The organism is Microbacterium sp. cx-59 (assembly GCF_020805625.1).
Lineage (GTDB): Bacteria > Actinomycetota > Actinomycetes > Actinomycetales > Microbacteriaceae > Microbacterium.
Genome location: NZ_JAJHGO010000004.1, coordinates 115,480 through 128,000 on the forward strand (window position 1 = coordinate 115,480; position 12,521 = coordinate 128,000).

Annotated in this window: 16 protein-coding genes; 9 read left to right on the top strand and 7 right to left on the bottom strand. The window is 68.6% G+C overall.

Annotated elements, in window-relative coordinates; all coding sequences use genetic code 11:
• Nucleotides 1-55 precede the first annotated feature (55 nt).
• On the top strand, nucleotides 56-619 hold the full coding sequence (locus LMI96_RS03945) for a CGNR zinc finger domain-containing protein (RefSeq protein WP_228360550.1): 564 nt from the start codon (nucleotides 56-58) through the stop codon (nucleotides 617-619).
• Here LMI96_RS03945 and LMI96_RS03950 read toward each other — a convergent pair.
• Entirely contained in the window at nucleotides 579-1,478 is a 900-nt protein-coding gene (locus LMI96_RS03950) for an alpha/beta fold hydrolase (RefSeq protein WP_228360551.1), read from the bottom strand. The genes LMI96_RS03945 and LMI96_RS03950 overlap by 41 nt on opposite strands.
• Before the next feature lie 99 nt (nucleotides 1,479-1,577).
• On the opposite strand from LMI96_RS03950, the gene LMI96_RS03955 reads away from it, so the two are divergent.
• The gene (locus LMI96_RS03955; RefSeq protein ID WP_223721299.1) at nucleotides 1,578-2,309 is read left to right on the top strand and encodes an exonuclease domain-containing protein; all 732 of its coding nucleotides are present in this window, start codon (nucleotides 1,578-1,580) and stop codon (nucleotides 2,307-2,309) included.
• A 57-nt stretch (nucleotides 2,310-2,366) separates the two neighbouring features.
• On the opposite strand, the gene LMI96_RS03960 is transcribed toward LMI96_RS03955, so the two are convergent.
• The 3 genes from LMI96_RS03960 to glgA form a co-directional block, all read right to left on the bottom strand.
• Complete coding sequence (locus LMI96_RS03960; RefSeq protein WP_223721300.1) at nucleotides 2,367-2,618, bottom strand: type B 50S ribosomal protein L31; 252 nt, start codon at nucleotides 2,616-2,618, stop codon at nucleotides 2,367-2,369.
• Nucleotides 2,619-2,709: 91 nt separating this feature from the next.
• Nucleotides 2,710-3,495: an ABC transporter ATP-binding protein gene (locus tag LMI96_RS03965; protein WP_228360552.1), complete on the bottom strand. Its 786-nt coding sequence runs from the start codon at nucleotides 3,493-3,495 to the stop codon at nucleotides 2,710-2,712.
• A gap of 48 nt (nucleotides 3,496-3,543) precedes the next feature.
• The gene (gene glgA, locus LMI96_RS03970) at nucleotides 3,544-4,734 is read right to left on the bottom strand and encodes a glycogen synthase (RefSeq protein WP_228360553.1); all 1,191 of its coding nucleotides are present in this window, start codon (nucleotides 4,732-4,734) and stop codon (nucleotides 3,544-3,546) included.
• Between the two features lie 46 nt (nucleotides 4,735-4,780).
• Between glgA and glgC the strand changes: the two genes are divergently transcribed.
• Nucleotides 4,781-6,025: a glucose-1-phosphate adenylyltransferase gene (gene glgC, locus LMI96_RS03975; RefSeq protein WP_223721303.1), complete on the top strand. Its 1,245-nt coding sequence runs from the start codon at nucleotides 4,781-4,783 to the stop codon at nucleotides 6,023-6,025.
• A gap of 25 nt (nucleotides 6,026-6,050) precedes the next feature.
• Nucleotides 6,051-6,689: a phosphoserine phosphatase SerB gene (serB, locus tag LMI96_RS03980; protein ID WP_228360797.1), complete on the top strand. Its 639-nt coding sequence runs from the start codon at nucleotides 6,051-6,053 to the stop codon at nucleotides 6,687-6,689.
• A gap of 4 nt (nucleotides 6,690-6,693) precedes the next feature.
• Here the strand turns inward: serB and LMI96_RS03985 are convergent, their stop codons facing one another.
• Nucleotides 6,694-7,140 (bottom strand): iron chaperone, encoded by a 447-nt coding sequence (locus tag LMI96_RS03985; RefSeq protein WP_228360554.1) that lies wholly within the window; start codon nucleotides 7,138-7,140, stop codon nucleotides 6,694-6,696.
• Nucleotides 7,141-7,283: 143 nt separating this feature from the next.
• On the opposite strand from LMI96_RS03985, the gene LMI96_RS03990 reads away from it, so the two are divergent.
• On the top strand, nucleotides 7,284-7,985 hold the full coding sequence (locus tag LMI96_RS03990; protein ID WP_228360555.1) for an alpha/beta fold hydrolase: 702 nt from the start codon (nucleotides 7,284-7,286) through the stop codon (nucleotides 7,983-7,985).
• A gap of 9 nt (nucleotides 7,986-7,994) precedes the next feature.
• On the opposite strand, the gene LMI96_RS03995 is transcribed toward LMI96_RS03990, so the two are convergent.
• Nucleotides 7,995-8,705: a beta-ketoacyl-ACP reductase gene (locus tag LMI96_RS03995; protein WP_228360556.1), complete on the bottom strand. Its 711-nt coding sequence runs from the start codon at nucleotides 8,703-8,705 to the stop codon at nucleotides 7,995-7,997.
• A 146-nt stretch (nucleotides 8,706-8,851) separates the two neighbouring features.
• Between LMI96_RS03995 and LMI96_RS04000 the strand changes: the two genes are divergently transcribed.
• Genes LMI96_RS04000 through LMI96_RS04015 form a run of 4 tightly spaced genes read left to right on the top strand, consistent with a single transcriptional unit; the run spans nucleotide 8,852 to nucleotide 10,827 of the window.
• Nucleotides 8,852-9,367, top strand: coding sequence for a DUF4190 domain-containing protein (locus LMI96_RS04000; RefSeq protein WP_223721307.1), 516 nt, complete (start codon nucleotides 8,852-8,854; stop codon nucleotides 9,365-9,367).
• A 40-nt stretch (nucleotides 9,368-9,407) separates the two neighbouring features.
• Nucleotides 9,408-9,782 (top strand): DUF3099 domain-containing protein, encoded by a 375-nt coding sequence (locus tag LMI96_RS04005; protein ID WP_223721308.1) that lies wholly within the window; start codon nucleotides 9,408-9,410, stop codon nucleotides 9,780-9,782.
• Entirely contained in the window at nucleotides 9,779-9,985 is a 207-nt protein-coding gene (locus tag LMI96_RS04010; protein ID WP_223721309.1) for a hypothetical protein, read from the top strand. Before LMI96_RS04005 ends, LMI96_RS04010 begins: the two co-directional genes overlap by 4 nt.
• Complete coding sequence (locus LMI96_RS04015; protein WP_228360557.1) at nucleotides 9,982-10,827, top strand: SURF1 family protein; 846 nt, start codon at nucleotides 9,982-9,984, stop codon at nucleotides 10,825-10,827. The genes LMI96_RS04010 and LMI96_RS04015 overlap by 4 nt, the downstream gene beginning before the upstream one ends.
• A 42-nt stretch (nucleotides 10,828-10,869) precedes the next feature.
• On the opposite strand, the gene LMI96_RS04020 is transcribed toward LMI96_RS04015, so the two are convergent.
• Complete coding sequence (locus LMI96_RS04020; RefSeq protein WP_223721311.1) at nucleotides 10,870-12,468, bottom strand: ABC-F family ATP-binding cassette domain-containing protein; 1,599 nt, start codon at nucleotides 12,466-12,468, stop codon at nucleotides 10,870-10,872.
• Between the last annotated feature and the right edge of the window lie 53 nt (nucleotides 12,469-12,521).

Here is a 12,521-nt window from a genome sequence, read left to right on the forward strand (position 1 = left end):
TGAGTGAAGTGGGGTTACGCTTGTGACAATAGCGATCACCCTGTCAGGAGTCAAGATGGTTTTCATCCATGACACTCAGTTGGCGCTCGCCGCTGCCGTCGACCTCGTCAACACCTTGCCGGTCACCTCCTCCGAGGGCCACGACGGGCTCGTCGACCTGGCCGATCTGAACCGGTTCCTCGACGAGCGCGTGTACACCGGGCGGCTGCAGCGCGACGCCGAGGAGCTCGCGGCGCTCCGCGCCATCCGCCCTCGCCTGCAGGGACTCTGGGGCGTCCGCCGCGACGACGCCGTGCCGCTCGTGAACGCCATGCTCCGCGATGCCCGCGCGCTCCCCCAACTCGTCTCGCACGCGGGCTACGAGCAGTGGCACATCCACGCGGCGGAGGACGACGAGCAGCTCTCGACCCGCATCCTCGTCGAAACCGCCATGGCCTTCATCGACGTCATTCGCGCCGACGAATACGACCGCGTCCGCGTCTGTTCGGCGGACGATTGCCGCTCGGTCTACATCGACTACTCGCGGAACAAGTCCAAGCGCTACTGCGACACCGGCAACTGCGGCAATCGGATGAACGTCAACACGTACCGGCGTCGGAAAGCGGAAGAAACCGCCTGATCGCGTCCGCGGCGGCACGCGGGGTCTCGTAGTGGATGAGATGCCCGACATCGGGGATCTCCACGAGCTCCGCGTCGGCGAACATGCGAGCCAGGCGCCGTTCCGCCTCGATCGGAGTGATGTCGTCGCGCTCGGCCGCGACGAGGAGGACGGGCACGTGGATGCGCGGTGCCGATGCCCGCACATCGTTCGACACCGAGGCGACGAAGGCCTGCAGCAGCACATCGCGATCCGCGAACCGCGAGAAGTACGTGTCGTGCTGGTCGTGAATGAAGCGCCGCAGCGTGCGGTCGTGCGTCTTCGCCATCGACACGCTCATGACCCGCACGATGACCCGACTGCGCAGCACGGCGTCACCGATCCGGCGCGGAAGCCGCGCCGCCGCGCGGTAGTAGAACACCGCGAGCCGGGTCAGGACGCCGCGGGGCCCCTCGAGAGCCGGCGCCCCGATCGGGTTCACGAGGATGAGGCGGGGCGTCGGCAACCCGTCGGCCACGGCCGCCGCGGCCACGATCGACCCGAACGAGTGCCCGAGCACCACGGCACCCGGAGCGACCGCCGCCGAGAACTCGGCGAGCCACGCGGCGTAGGTCGCGATGTCATGCTGCCGTCCCGGAAGCGCCGGGCTCTCCCCGAAACCGGGGAGGTCGGGCGAGATGATCCGCAGCCCCGGGAGGTACGCGATGACCGGCTCGAGACCGTGATGCTCACCGCGGAATCCGTGGACGACGAGCAGCGTCGTCTCCGCATCCGCGTCGCCGTAGACCCAGTAGACGGTCTGACCGCCGAGAACCGTGCGCGTGTGACGCGCAACGGGGATCGCCGCGAGCAGATCGGCGTACGGATGCGGAACGGTCACCACCCGAGTCTACGAGTCACGCCCTGCTCCCGAGCGAACCCGGGAGTGGGGCGGCGTGCCCGTCGGGGCGTGTCGGCGGCCTCGCGTACCGTGAGCGGCATGAACCCGTGGCCGGCCGAGACCCTTCCGCTTTTCGACAGGCCGGAGTGGGCGCAACGCATCGGCGTCTTCGATCTGGAGACCACCGGGATCGACACCGTGAACGATCGGATCGTCACCGCGCACGTCGGGGTCCTGGACTCCGACGGCCACGTCTGCGAGGCCCACGCGTGGGCGGCCGATCCGGGGATCGAGATCCCGGCCGGGGCGACCGCGGTGCACGGCATTACGACCGAGCGGGCACGGGCGGACGGGCGCCCCGCCGCCGAGGTGGTCGGTGAGATCCTCGACGCTCTCCGTGACCTCTTCGCACGCGGCATCGCCGTCGTCGCCTACAACGCACCCTTCGACTTCTCGATGCTCAAGCACGAGGCGCTCCGCTACGGCCACGCGCCGATCGTGGCACCCACGCCCGTCATCGACCCGCTCGTGCTCGACAAAGCCGTCGATCGCTACCGCCGCGGCAAGCGCACGCTCGGCGTCGTCGCCGAGCACTACGCGGTGCCGCTCCTCGGCGCACACGACGCGGCCGCGGACGCCATCGCCGCGGGCCGCATCGCGCAGGCTCTCGCCGATCGTTTCGGGTATCGCCTGCCCGCCGACGGCGTCGAACTCCATACCCAGCAGATCGGCTGGGCGCGCGAACAGGCCGAGAGCCTCACCGAGTACTTCGTGCGCATTGGGCGCATCGATCCGGACGACACGGTCGACGGCCGGTGGCCGATCCGCTGATCACACGCAGCCGGAACGACGGAAGGCCCCGCCGAAGCGGGGCCTTCCGTACGCGGCTTACTTGGCGCCGAAGTTCTTGAAGCGCTGGTTGAACTTCTCGACGCGACCGGCCGAGTCCATGATGCGCTGCTTGCCCGTGTAGAACGGGTGCGACGCGGACGAGATCTCGACGTCGATGACGGGGTACTCGACTCCGTCGAGCTCGATGGTCTTGTCGCTGCTGACCGTGGAGCGCGTGAGGAAGGTCTCGCCCGAACCGAGGTCGCGGAAAACGACGGCCTTGTAGCCGGGGTGAATGTCAGTCTTCATGAGGAATCCTTGGGGTGGCGTCAAAAGTCGTAGGTGCGTGACGCACCAAGGGTCGAGTCTACCAGGTTCGGCGCGGAACGCCGCATCCGGTTCACTGCGCGGCGCGTGCCGCGTAGCGGCCTTCGGCCTCCGTGACGAGGATCGGCATGCCGAACGTCGTCGACAGATTCTCGGCCGTGAGGGTCTCGGCGATGGGCCCGGCCGCGACGACCGCGCCATCACGGAGCAGGAGCAGGTGCGTGAATCCGACCGGGATCTCTTCGACGTGGTGGGTGACCATCACCATCGCCGGCGTGGTTGCGACCTGCGCGTACCCGCCGAGCAACGCCATGAGCTCTTCGCGCGCACCGAGGTCAAGGCTCGCAGTCGGCTCATCGAGCAGCAGCAGCTCGGGGTCGGTCATCACCGATCGCGCGATCTGCACGCGCTTCTGCTCACCATCCGACAGCGTGCCGAAGGTGCGGTCGGCGAGGTGATCGAGCTTCCACTCCGCGAGAACGCGCAGCGCGCGGCGCTCGTCGATCCGGTCGTACTCCTCGTTCCAGCGGCCGACGACCGCGTAGGCGGCGGTCAGCACGACGTTGAGGACGGTCTCGTCCGCGGGGATGCGCTTCGCCATCGCGGATGAGGCGAAGCCGATTCGGGGACGCAGCTCGAACACGTCCGTGCGCCCCAGCCGCTCCCCCAGGATCGTGACCGATCCGGCCGTCGGGTGCTCGAGGGACGCGGCCAGCTGCAGCACGGTGGTCTTGCCCGCGCCGTTCGCGCCGAGAATCACCCAGCGCTGGTCCGCATCCACCCGCCAATCCAGGTGAGAGACGATGTCTCTCGCATTGCGGCGGACGACGACGTCAGAGAACTCCAGCACCTGCGGCATGGTCCCCAGCCTAGCTGCCGGGTACGGCGGGTCGCCGCCGCGCCGAGGTCACCGGGCGCCCACGAGCGAGCGGTACAGCTGCTCGGTCTGCTCCGCGATCCGGGCCCAGCTGAACTCGTCCGCCGCGCGCTTGCGACCCGCCGCGCCGTACTCCCGCGCGCGGATCGGATCGGAGACGACCTCGGTCAGCACCCGCGCGAGATCGGCCACGAAGCGGTCCGGGTCGACCGGCGTGCCGGTGCCGTCCTGCACCTGCTCGATCGGCACGAGGCGACCGGTCACGCCGTCCTCGACGACTTCGGGGATTCCGCCGGTCGCGGTGCCGACCACCGCGGCGCCGCACGCCATGGCTTCGAGGTTCACGATTCCGAGCGGCTCGTAGATCGAGGGGCAGACGAAGGTCGTCGCAGAGGTCAGCACCGCGCACAGTTCGCGGCGGGGCAGGTGGCGGTCGATCCACACGACTCCCTCACGCGTCTCCTGAAGCTCCCGGACGAGCCCCTCGACCTCGGCGAGGATCTCCGGGGTATCGGGAGCTCCGGCGCACAGGACGAGTTGAACCTCCGGCGGAAGCAGTCGCGCTGCGCGCAGCAGGTACGGCAGGCCCTTCTGCCGAGTGATCCGACCGACGAAGACGACCGAGGGCCGCTCGGCATCGATGCCGAGCGTCGCGAGGAGCTCGACGTCGTCCACCGGCTGCCATGCCTCCACGTCGATGCCGTTGTAGATGACGTGCACCTTCTCCGGGTCGACCTGCGGGTAGCTCCGGAGAATGTCGGTCCGCATACCGCCGCTCACGGCGACGATGGCCGCCGCCGACTCGTAGGCCGTCCGCTCCACGAAGCTCGACACCGCGTACCCGCCGCCGAGCTGCTCCGCCTTCCACGGGCGCAGCGGCTCGAGGCTGTGCGCCGAGACGACGTGCGGGATGCCGTGCAGGAGCGACGCGACGTACCCGGCGAAGTTCGCGTACCAGGTGTGGCTGTGCACGACATCGGCCCCGGCGACGTCGCCGACGATCTCGAGATCCGTCCCGAGGGTCTGAATAGCGGGGTTCGCGCTCGCGAGTTCGGACGGCACCGGGTACGAGCTCGTCCCGGCCTCGTCGCGGGGCTCGCCGAACGCGCGCACCTGCACATCCATCCGCTCCCGAAGCGCCTTGACGAGTTCGGTCACGTGAACTCCAGCGCCGCCGTAGACAGCCGGCGGGTACTCCTTGGAAATGATGTCAACGCGCATGTCAAGGACGCTAGTACAGGCACTCTGCCCGGCATAGTGTGGGGGCATGCCGGGTACACCCAAGGTCCTAGGGATCATCCTCGCCGGCGGCGAGGGAAAGCGACTCATGCCGCTGACGGCCGATCGGGCAAAGCCCGCGGTTCCGTTCGGAGGGCAGTATCGCCTGATCGATTTCGCCATCTCGAACCTGATCAACTCGGGCCTTCGGCAAGTCGTCGTGCTGACGCAGTACAAGTCGCACAGCCTCGACCGGCACATCTCGCAGACGTGGCGGATGTCTGCGCTGCTCGACGCCTACGTCGCGTCCGTGCCGGCGCAGCAGCGGCTCGGCAAGAGGTGGTTCTCGGGTTCGGCCGACGCGATCCTGCAGAGCCTCAACCTCATCAACGACGAGCAGCCCGACATCGTGGTCGTGGTGGGCGCCGATCACGTGTACCGCATGGACTTCACGCAGATGCTCGACGCGCACATCGCCTCGGGTGCACGCGCGACCGTCGCGGGGATCCGACAGCCGATCGGTCTCGCGAACCAGTTCGGCGTCATCGACGTCGAGCCGGAGGACCCGACCCGCATCCGCGCGTTCCTCGAGAAGCCGCAGAGCCCGGCCGGACTCATCGACAGCCCCCACGAGGTGCTGGCGTCGATGGGCAACTACATCTTCGACACCGACGCGCTGATCGAAGCCGTCGAGACGGATGGCGAGGTGCCGACCTCGAACCACGACATGGGCGGCGACATCGTGCCGTACTTTGTCGACCGTGGCGAGGCGGCCGTCTACGACTTCATCCGCAACGACGTTCCCGGATCCAACGACCGCGACCGCGCCTACTGGCGGGACGTCGGCACGATCGACTCGTTCTACGACGCGCACCTCGACCTGATCTCGACGCTGCCGATCTTCAACCTGTACAACATGCAGTGGCCGATCCATTCGCAGCTCGTGAACTCGCCGCCGGCCAAGTTCGTCCGCGACGCGCAGGGCAGGATCGGCAACACCATCGACTCGATCGTGTCGCTCGGTTCCGTGCTCTCCGGTACCCACCTCGAGCGAAGCGTGGTCGGACCCTGGACGCTCGCGGGCGGGGGGTCCACGATCACCGACTCCGTGCTCTTTGACCGGGTCCGGGTCGGGGCAGGGGCCCGCATCCATCGGGCGATCCTCGATAAGAACGTGTCGCTCGCCGACGGCGCGACGGTCGGCGTCGACCGGGAACGCGACCTGCAGCGCGGCTTCACCGTGACAGACTCCGGTATCACCGTGGTCGGTAAGGGCATCCGCGTCGAGCAGTGATCCCCGCCGCTACGGTGGATGGGTGATTCCCTCTCCCGCGCGGCTGCTCGTCGTGCTCGACGCAGACTCCACCCTGATCCGCAACGAGGTCATCGAACTCCTCGCCGACGAAGCCGGGCGCGGCGCCGAGGTCGCAGCGGCAACGGAGGCCGCGATGCGCGGCGAGGTCGACTTCGCCTCGAGCCTGCGCTCCCGGGTGGCCGCGCTTCGCGGCGTCCCCACGTCCGCGTTCGCGCGCGTGCAGACCCGCATCGAGCCCACTCCGGGCGTTCGCGAGCTGGTTGCCGCCGTCCACGAGCGCGACGGGATCGTCGCGGTGGTCTCGGGCGGATTCCACGAGATCCTCGACGAACTCGCCCCGTCCCTCGGTGTCGACGTGTGGCGGGCCAACCGCCTCGGGGTGGCGGAAGGACTCCTCACCGGCGAAGTGGACGGCGACATCGTGGATGCGGCCGCGAAGGCCCGGGCGCTGCAGGAGTGGTGCGACACCTACCGCGTGGATCCGAGACGTTCCGTCGCGATCGGCGACGGCGCCAACGACCTGCTCATGCTCGGCGCCGCCGCGCTCGGGCTGGCCTTCAACGCCAAACCCGCGGTCCGGGCTCAGGCCGACCTGGTCGTCGGCCCCGTCGATCTTCGCGAGGTCATCGCGCTGCTGCCGTGAAGACTCAGCCGACCGCGCGGGCCACGAGTGCCGCGATGGCCTGCTCATCGATGGACGCCGCGTCGGTGAGAGCGAACGCGGTCGGCCACATCGCGCCGTCGTCGAGGTTCGCGGCGTCGTTGAACCCGAGCGTGGAGTATCGGCTCTTGAACTTGTCGGCACCCTGGAAGAAGCACACGACCTTGCCGTCCTTCGCGTAAGCGGGCATTCCATACCAGAGCTTCGGCGCGAGCGAGGGCGCGGCCTTCGCGACGATTTCGTGCACGCGCTCCGCGAGCGCTCGGTCGGCGTCTCCGAGTTCAGCGATCTTCGCGAGCACGTCTGCGGTGTCTTCCGCCGGCGACTGCTTGCCTTTCCGGGCTTTCACCTTCCGCGCCTCGGCCGCGCGGTCCTTCATCGCGGCTTTCTCTTCCGCGGTGAACCCGCCTGCGGTGTCGTCGTTCGCGGTCATGGGTCTCGTCTCATTCCCGCCGGCATCCTCCCCCGCACCTCGCGGGACGGCCGACACGGCTCACGTTACCGAGCGGGGTGCCTCATCCGCTTCTTCGTTCCTGACCTGTTCGAGTGTCGCCGGTGCGGCGTATCGTGCCGAGCATGGACATCCTGCTCGTTCCCGGTCTGTGGCTTGACGCATCATCGTGGGAAGCGGTGGCGCCCGCGCTCGAATCCGCCGGGCATCACCCCGTCGCCCTGACGATGCCCGGGACCGGGGCGGATGCAGAGCGCTCCGCGGGTATCGGCATCGCGGACTGGATCGATGCCGTCGTCGCTCGGATCGACGCGTCCGATGACCCCGTCGTCCTGGTGGGTCACAGCGGAGGTGGCAACGTCGTGTGGGGCGCGGCGGATGCTCGCCCCGGCCGCGTCGCACGCGTCATCTTGGTCGACACCGCGCTGCCCCCGACCGGCGGCATCATCTCGGAGTTTCCGGTGATCGACGGCGTCATCCCGTTCCCCGGATGGACCTTCTTCGACGAACCCGACGTCGCAGATCTCGACCCGCAGACCCGTAGCGCCGCGGCGGCGTTGACCGCATCCGTTCCGAGCCGAGTACCGATGGATCCCGTGGAACTCCGCGATGAGCGGCGCTTCTCGGTACCGGTCACGGTGCTCGCTGGTTCCGCCGATCAGGCGGCCTTCCTCGCAATGCTCACGGAGTGGCCGGCAGCCGCGGAGGAGTTCGCGCGAGTCGCCGATTCGGAGGTCGTCCGACTCGATTCGGGTCACTGGCCGCAGTTCTCGCAGCCGGAACGTCTGGGCGCCGCCATCGCCGCGGCGGTCGACCGGACCGTGTGAGGGTCGGGCTCAGTGACCCATCCCGAGTCCGCCGTCCACGGGGATGACCGCACCGGAGATGTACGCCGCATCGTCGGAGGCGAGCCACGCGACGACGCCCGCGACCTCTTCGGGGCTCGCGAAGCGTCCGGCGGGGATGTTCCGCTTGTACTCGGCCTGCGTCTCCTCCGGGAGAGCCGCGGTCATGTCGGTCTCGATGAATCCGGGGGCGACGACGTTCGCGGTGATTCCTCGCGAACCGAGCTCGCGGGTCAGTGATCGGGCGAAGCCCACCAGGCCGCTCTTCGAGCTCGAGTAGTTGATCTGACCCGCAGATCCGTAGAGTCCGACGACGCTGGAGATCAGGATGACGCGGCCCCAGCGCGCCCGCAGCAGGCCCTTCGCTGCCCGCTTGACCACCCGGAAGGTGCCGCCGAGGTTCGTGGCGACGACGTCATCGAAGTCGTCCTCGCTCATCCGCAGCAGCAGCGTGTCGCGGGTGATCCCGGCGTTCGCGACGACGATCCCGACCGGACCGAGTTTCGCTTCGATCTCGGTGTAGGCCGCATCGAGGGCCGCCGCATCGGTGACATCCGCGCGGACGGTCAGGGTGCCCTCCGGGCCCTCACCCGAGCGAGCCGTCACTGCGACGCGGTACCCATCTGCCACGAAACGTTCAGCGATAGCGCGACCGATGCCTCGGTTGCCTCCGGTCACCAGCACCACGCGTTCGGTCGACATGACGTTCTCCTCGGGTCGGGCGCACCGCCGCGGTGCGACGGGCTCAACTGAACAGCCTATCGGCGGCTCCGATGCATGACGGCTGCGTTTGACAGTGTGGAGCGTGCGCTGAAACGCTGGGGTTCGAGCCGATGAAAGGGCATCCCATGAGCGATCCGATCCCCGACAACCCGCAGTCGCCGCCGACTCCGCCGACCACGCCGCCCACCGCACCCCCGGTGGCCCCGCCCGCACCTGGCGCAGGGCCCGCGTACCCGCCGCCCGCGTACGGGGCTCCGCCTGCGTACGGCGCGCAGGCGCCGAGCTACAGCGCCCAGCCCGCATACGGGTCACAGCCCGCGTACGGGGCACCGTCGTACACGCCGTATCCGGTCACGCCGAAGACCAACGTCCTCGCGATCATCTCGTTGATCGCTTCGATCTCGGGCTTCGTCTTCCTGCCGTTCGTCGGATCGGTCGCCGGCGTCATCACCGGTCACCTCTCGCTCCGCCAGCTCAAGAGCAGCGGAGAGAACGGTCGCGGCCTTGCGATCGCGGGCACCGTGATCGGTTGGGTCGGCGTCGCGCTTTCTCTGATCATCGGCATCTTCGTCGTCATCTGGTTCGTCGCGCTCTTCAGCACGGCCGGTTCGTACTACAGCTCCTACGGCTCGCTCTCCTGACGGGTCCGTCGCGGTGCGTCCGGCGTAGGCTGGACGCACCGTGAAGAAAGCCTCGAAGACCCCTCAGTCGGCCACCTCGTTGCCGCGTGCCCCGCGCGAGGACGAAGGTTCGCGGGTCACGAAGTACATGATCACCATGGGCATCCGCATCGCCTGCTTCATCGCGATGGCTCTCGTGACGCCCTACGGCTGGTACACCTGGGTCTTCGCCGCGGGAGCCGTGTTCCTCCCCTACATCGCGGTGGTCATCGCGAACGTCGGAGAAGACACGCACGGTCCCGAGGTCATCAATCCGGAACGGATGCTGGAGGCACCGGCGCCCCGGACCGAGGCCGCTGCCCCGGCGGCCCCCGCGGAGCCCATGGACCGCGTCATCCGGATCACCGAAACGCCGCTGCGAAAGCCAGAAGAATGACCGATGCGATGTGCTCACGGGCAGGATGCCGCGACAGCGCGAGCTGGCGCATCGAGTGGCGTAATCCCCGTATCCACACCGCCGATCGCCGTAAGACGTGGGTCGCGTGCGACGCGCACGTCGACTATCTGCGCGGATTTCTGACGTCGCGCTCATTTCCCGTGGCGGTCGCGGCGCTGACGGATGCGGAGCGCCCCGCGTGAACCTGAAGACGGCCCCCGCGGCGGTCCGTTGGTCGGTGTACGCCGCGATCGCGCTGATCTTCGCGATCATCTGCGTGATGCTGTCGAACTGGCAGTTCTCCCGCAATGACGCGCGCGCCGAGCAACTCGCTCTCGCCGAGCGGAACTACGACGCGGCACCGCTCGCGCTCGATGACGCGGTGTCGTCCGTCGATGTCTTCGACGGGGAGCTCGAGTGGCATCCCGTGGCGGTCGAGGGCAGCTACCTGCCGGACGACCAGTTGGTGGTGCGCAACCGGCCGCACGGCGGCACCTCTGCCTTCGAGGTGCTCGTTCCGTTCCGGGCGGACGACGGCCGGATCCTCATCGTCAACCGCGGTTGGGTTCCGCCGGCGGAATCCGGCGACGGCCCCGCCGTCATCGCTGCGCCGCCCGCGGGCGACGTGAAGATCACGGTGCGGATGCGGCCCGGTGAGGCTCTTCCCACATCGGGCCGGAGCGCCCCCGCGGGGCAGGTGCCCACGATCGCGCTACCGCTCATCGCGGAGACCACGGGGCCCGACACGATCACCAGCGCGTACGGCATCCTGGCGACGGAGGACCCGGCACCGACCGAACGTCCGCAGCCGCTCGATGCCCCGTCAATCGACCCCGGACCGTTCCTGTCCTACGCAATCCAGTGGATCCTGTTCGCGATCATGGGGTTCGTCTTCATCGGCTACATCATCCGTACCGAGGTGAAGCACGCCCGCGAAGACGCTGCCGAGGACCGGGACCCCGACGCTCCTCGTCCGGCGCGCGCGCGTCGTACCGACCGGGATGCGGTCGACGAGGACGCCCTGCTCGACCACATCGGTCACTGACCCGACGCGGGACCGCCACCGAGCGAGGGGCGGCGATGACGGTCAGGCGAGCGCGACGAGGTCGGCGTAGTCGCGACCCCAGATGTCTTCCACGCCGTCCGGAAGGATGAGCACACGCTCGGGGTTCAGCGCTTCGACCGCGCCCTCGTCGTGCGAGACCAGCACCACGGCACCCTCGTAGTGCGCCAGCGCCCCGAGGATCTCTTCCCGCGAGGCGGGGTCGAGGTTGTTGGTGGGCTCGTCGAGCAGCAGCATGTTCGCGCTCGAGACCACGAGGGTCGCGAGCGAGAGGCGTGTCTTCTCGCCACCGGAGAGCACCCCGGCCGGCTTCAGCACGTCATCGCCGGTGAACAGGAACGATCCCAGCACCTTCCGCGCCTCGGTGGCGGTGATGTCGGGCGCCGCCGACATCATGTTCTCGAGCACCGAGCGACCGACGTCGAGGTTCTCGTGCTCCTGCGCGTAGTAGCCGATCTTCAGGCCGTGGCCGGGCTCGATGATGCCGGTGTCGGGAATGTCGACGCCCGCCAGCATCCGGAGCAGCGTGGTCTTTCCCGCACCGTTGAAGCCGAGGATGACGACCCGGGAACCGCGGTCGATCGCGAGGTCGACGTCGGTGAAGATCTCGAGCGAGCCGTAGGACTTCGACAGCCCCCGCGCCATCAGCGGCGTCTTGCCGCACGGAGCGGGCTTCGGGAACCGGAGCTTCGCGACGCGCTCATCCTGACGCACATCGTCGAGGCCCGAGAGCATCTTCTCGGCGCGCGCGACCATCTGGTGCGCGGCGGCGGCCTTCGAGGCCTTCGCACCGAAGCGAGCGGCCTGCAGCTGCAGCGCGGTCGCCTTCTTCTCGACGTTGACGCGCTCCTTCTTGCGGCGCTCCTCGTCGGCGACCCGCTGGCGCAGGTAGTTCTTCCAGTTCATGTTGTAGACGTCGATGACCTGACGGTTCGCATCGAGGTAGAACACCCGGTTCACCGTCTCGCCCACGAGTTCGACGTCGTGGCTGATCACGATCAGCCCGCCCTTGTAGTTCTTCAAGAACTCGCGGAGCCACACGACACTGTCGGCGTCGAGGTGGTTGGTCGGCTCGTCGAGGATCATCGTGTCGGCGTCCGAGAACAGGATGCGGGCGAGCTCGATGCGACGGCGCTGACCACCGGAGAGCGTCTTCAGCGGCTGGTCGAGGATGCGGTCGGGCAGCGACAGGTTGTGGGCGATCGAGGCGGCCTCGGCCTCGGCCGAATAGCCGCCGAGCGCTTCGAAGCGCTCCGTCAGCGAGCCGTACCGGCGCATGGCCTTCGCGGCGACCTCGGGATCTTCGTCGGCCATCTCGAGCGAGGACTCCTGCATCCCGATCGCGAGAGTACCGAGCCCCCGGGCGTCCAGGATGCGGGTGCGCGCGAGCATCTCCGGGTCGCCCGTGCGCGGGTCCTGCGGCAGGTAGCCCAGCTCGCCGGTGCGCTCGACCGCGCCGTCCGCGGGGATCAGATCTCCCGCGAGCACCTTGGTGAGCGTGGTCTTCCCGGCACCGTTCCGACCGACCAGCCCGATCTTGTCGCCCTGCCCGACCCGGAAATCGACGTCGGACATGAGCACGCGAGCGCCCACGCGGATTTCGAGGTTGTGCACGGCAAGCACAGGTGACGTCCGTTCTTCGGGGTGGATTTCGGCGGAATCGCCACATCGATTCT

Bases quoted from the DNA above. Each gene is read 5' to 3' on its own strand.
- LMI96_RS03945 (WP_228360550.1), top strand. From the start codon at position 56: ATGGTTTTCATCCATGACACTCAGTTGGCGCTCGCCGCTGCCGTCGAC.
- LMI96_RS03955 (WP_223721299.1), top strand. From the start codon at position 1,578: ATGAACCCGTGGCCGGCCGAGACCCTTCCGCTTTTCGACAGGCCGGAG.
- LMI96_RS03960 (WP_223721300.1), bottom strand. From the start codon at position 2,618: ATGAAGACTGACATTCACCCCGGCTACAAGGCCGTCGTTTTCCGCGAC.
- LMI96_RS03965 (WP_228360552.1), bottom strand. From the start codon at position 3,495: ATGCCGCAGGTGCTGGAGTTCTCTGACGTCGTCGTCCGCCGCAATGCG.
- glgA (WP_228360553.1), bottom strand. From the start codon at position 4,734: ATGCGCGTTGACATCATTTCCAAGGAGTACCCGCCGGCTGTCTACGGC.
- glgC (WP_223721303.1), top strand. From the start codon at position 4,781: ATGCCGGGTACACCCAAGGTCCTAGGGATCATCCTCGCCGGCGGCGAG.
- LMI96_RS03985 (WP_228360554.1), bottom strand. From the start codon at position 7,140: ATGACCGCGAACGACGACACCGCAGGCGGGTTCACCGCGGAAGAGAAA.
- LMI96_RS03990 (WP_228360555.1), top strand. From the start codon at position 7,284: ATGGACATCCTGCTCGTTCCCGGTCTGTGGCTTGACGCATCATCGTGG.
- LMI96_RS03995 (WP_228360556.1), bottom strand. From the start codon at position 8,705: ATGTCGACCGAACGCGTGGTGCTGGTGACCGGAGGCAACCGAGGCATC.
- LMI96_RS04000 (WP_223721307.1), top strand. From the start codon at position 8,852: ATGAGCGATCCGATCCCCGACAACCCGCAGTCGCCGCCGACTCCGCCG.
- LMI96_RS04010 (WP_223721309.1), top strand. From the start codon at position 9,779: ATGACCGATGCGATGTGCTCACGGGCAGGATGCCGCGACAGCGCGAGC.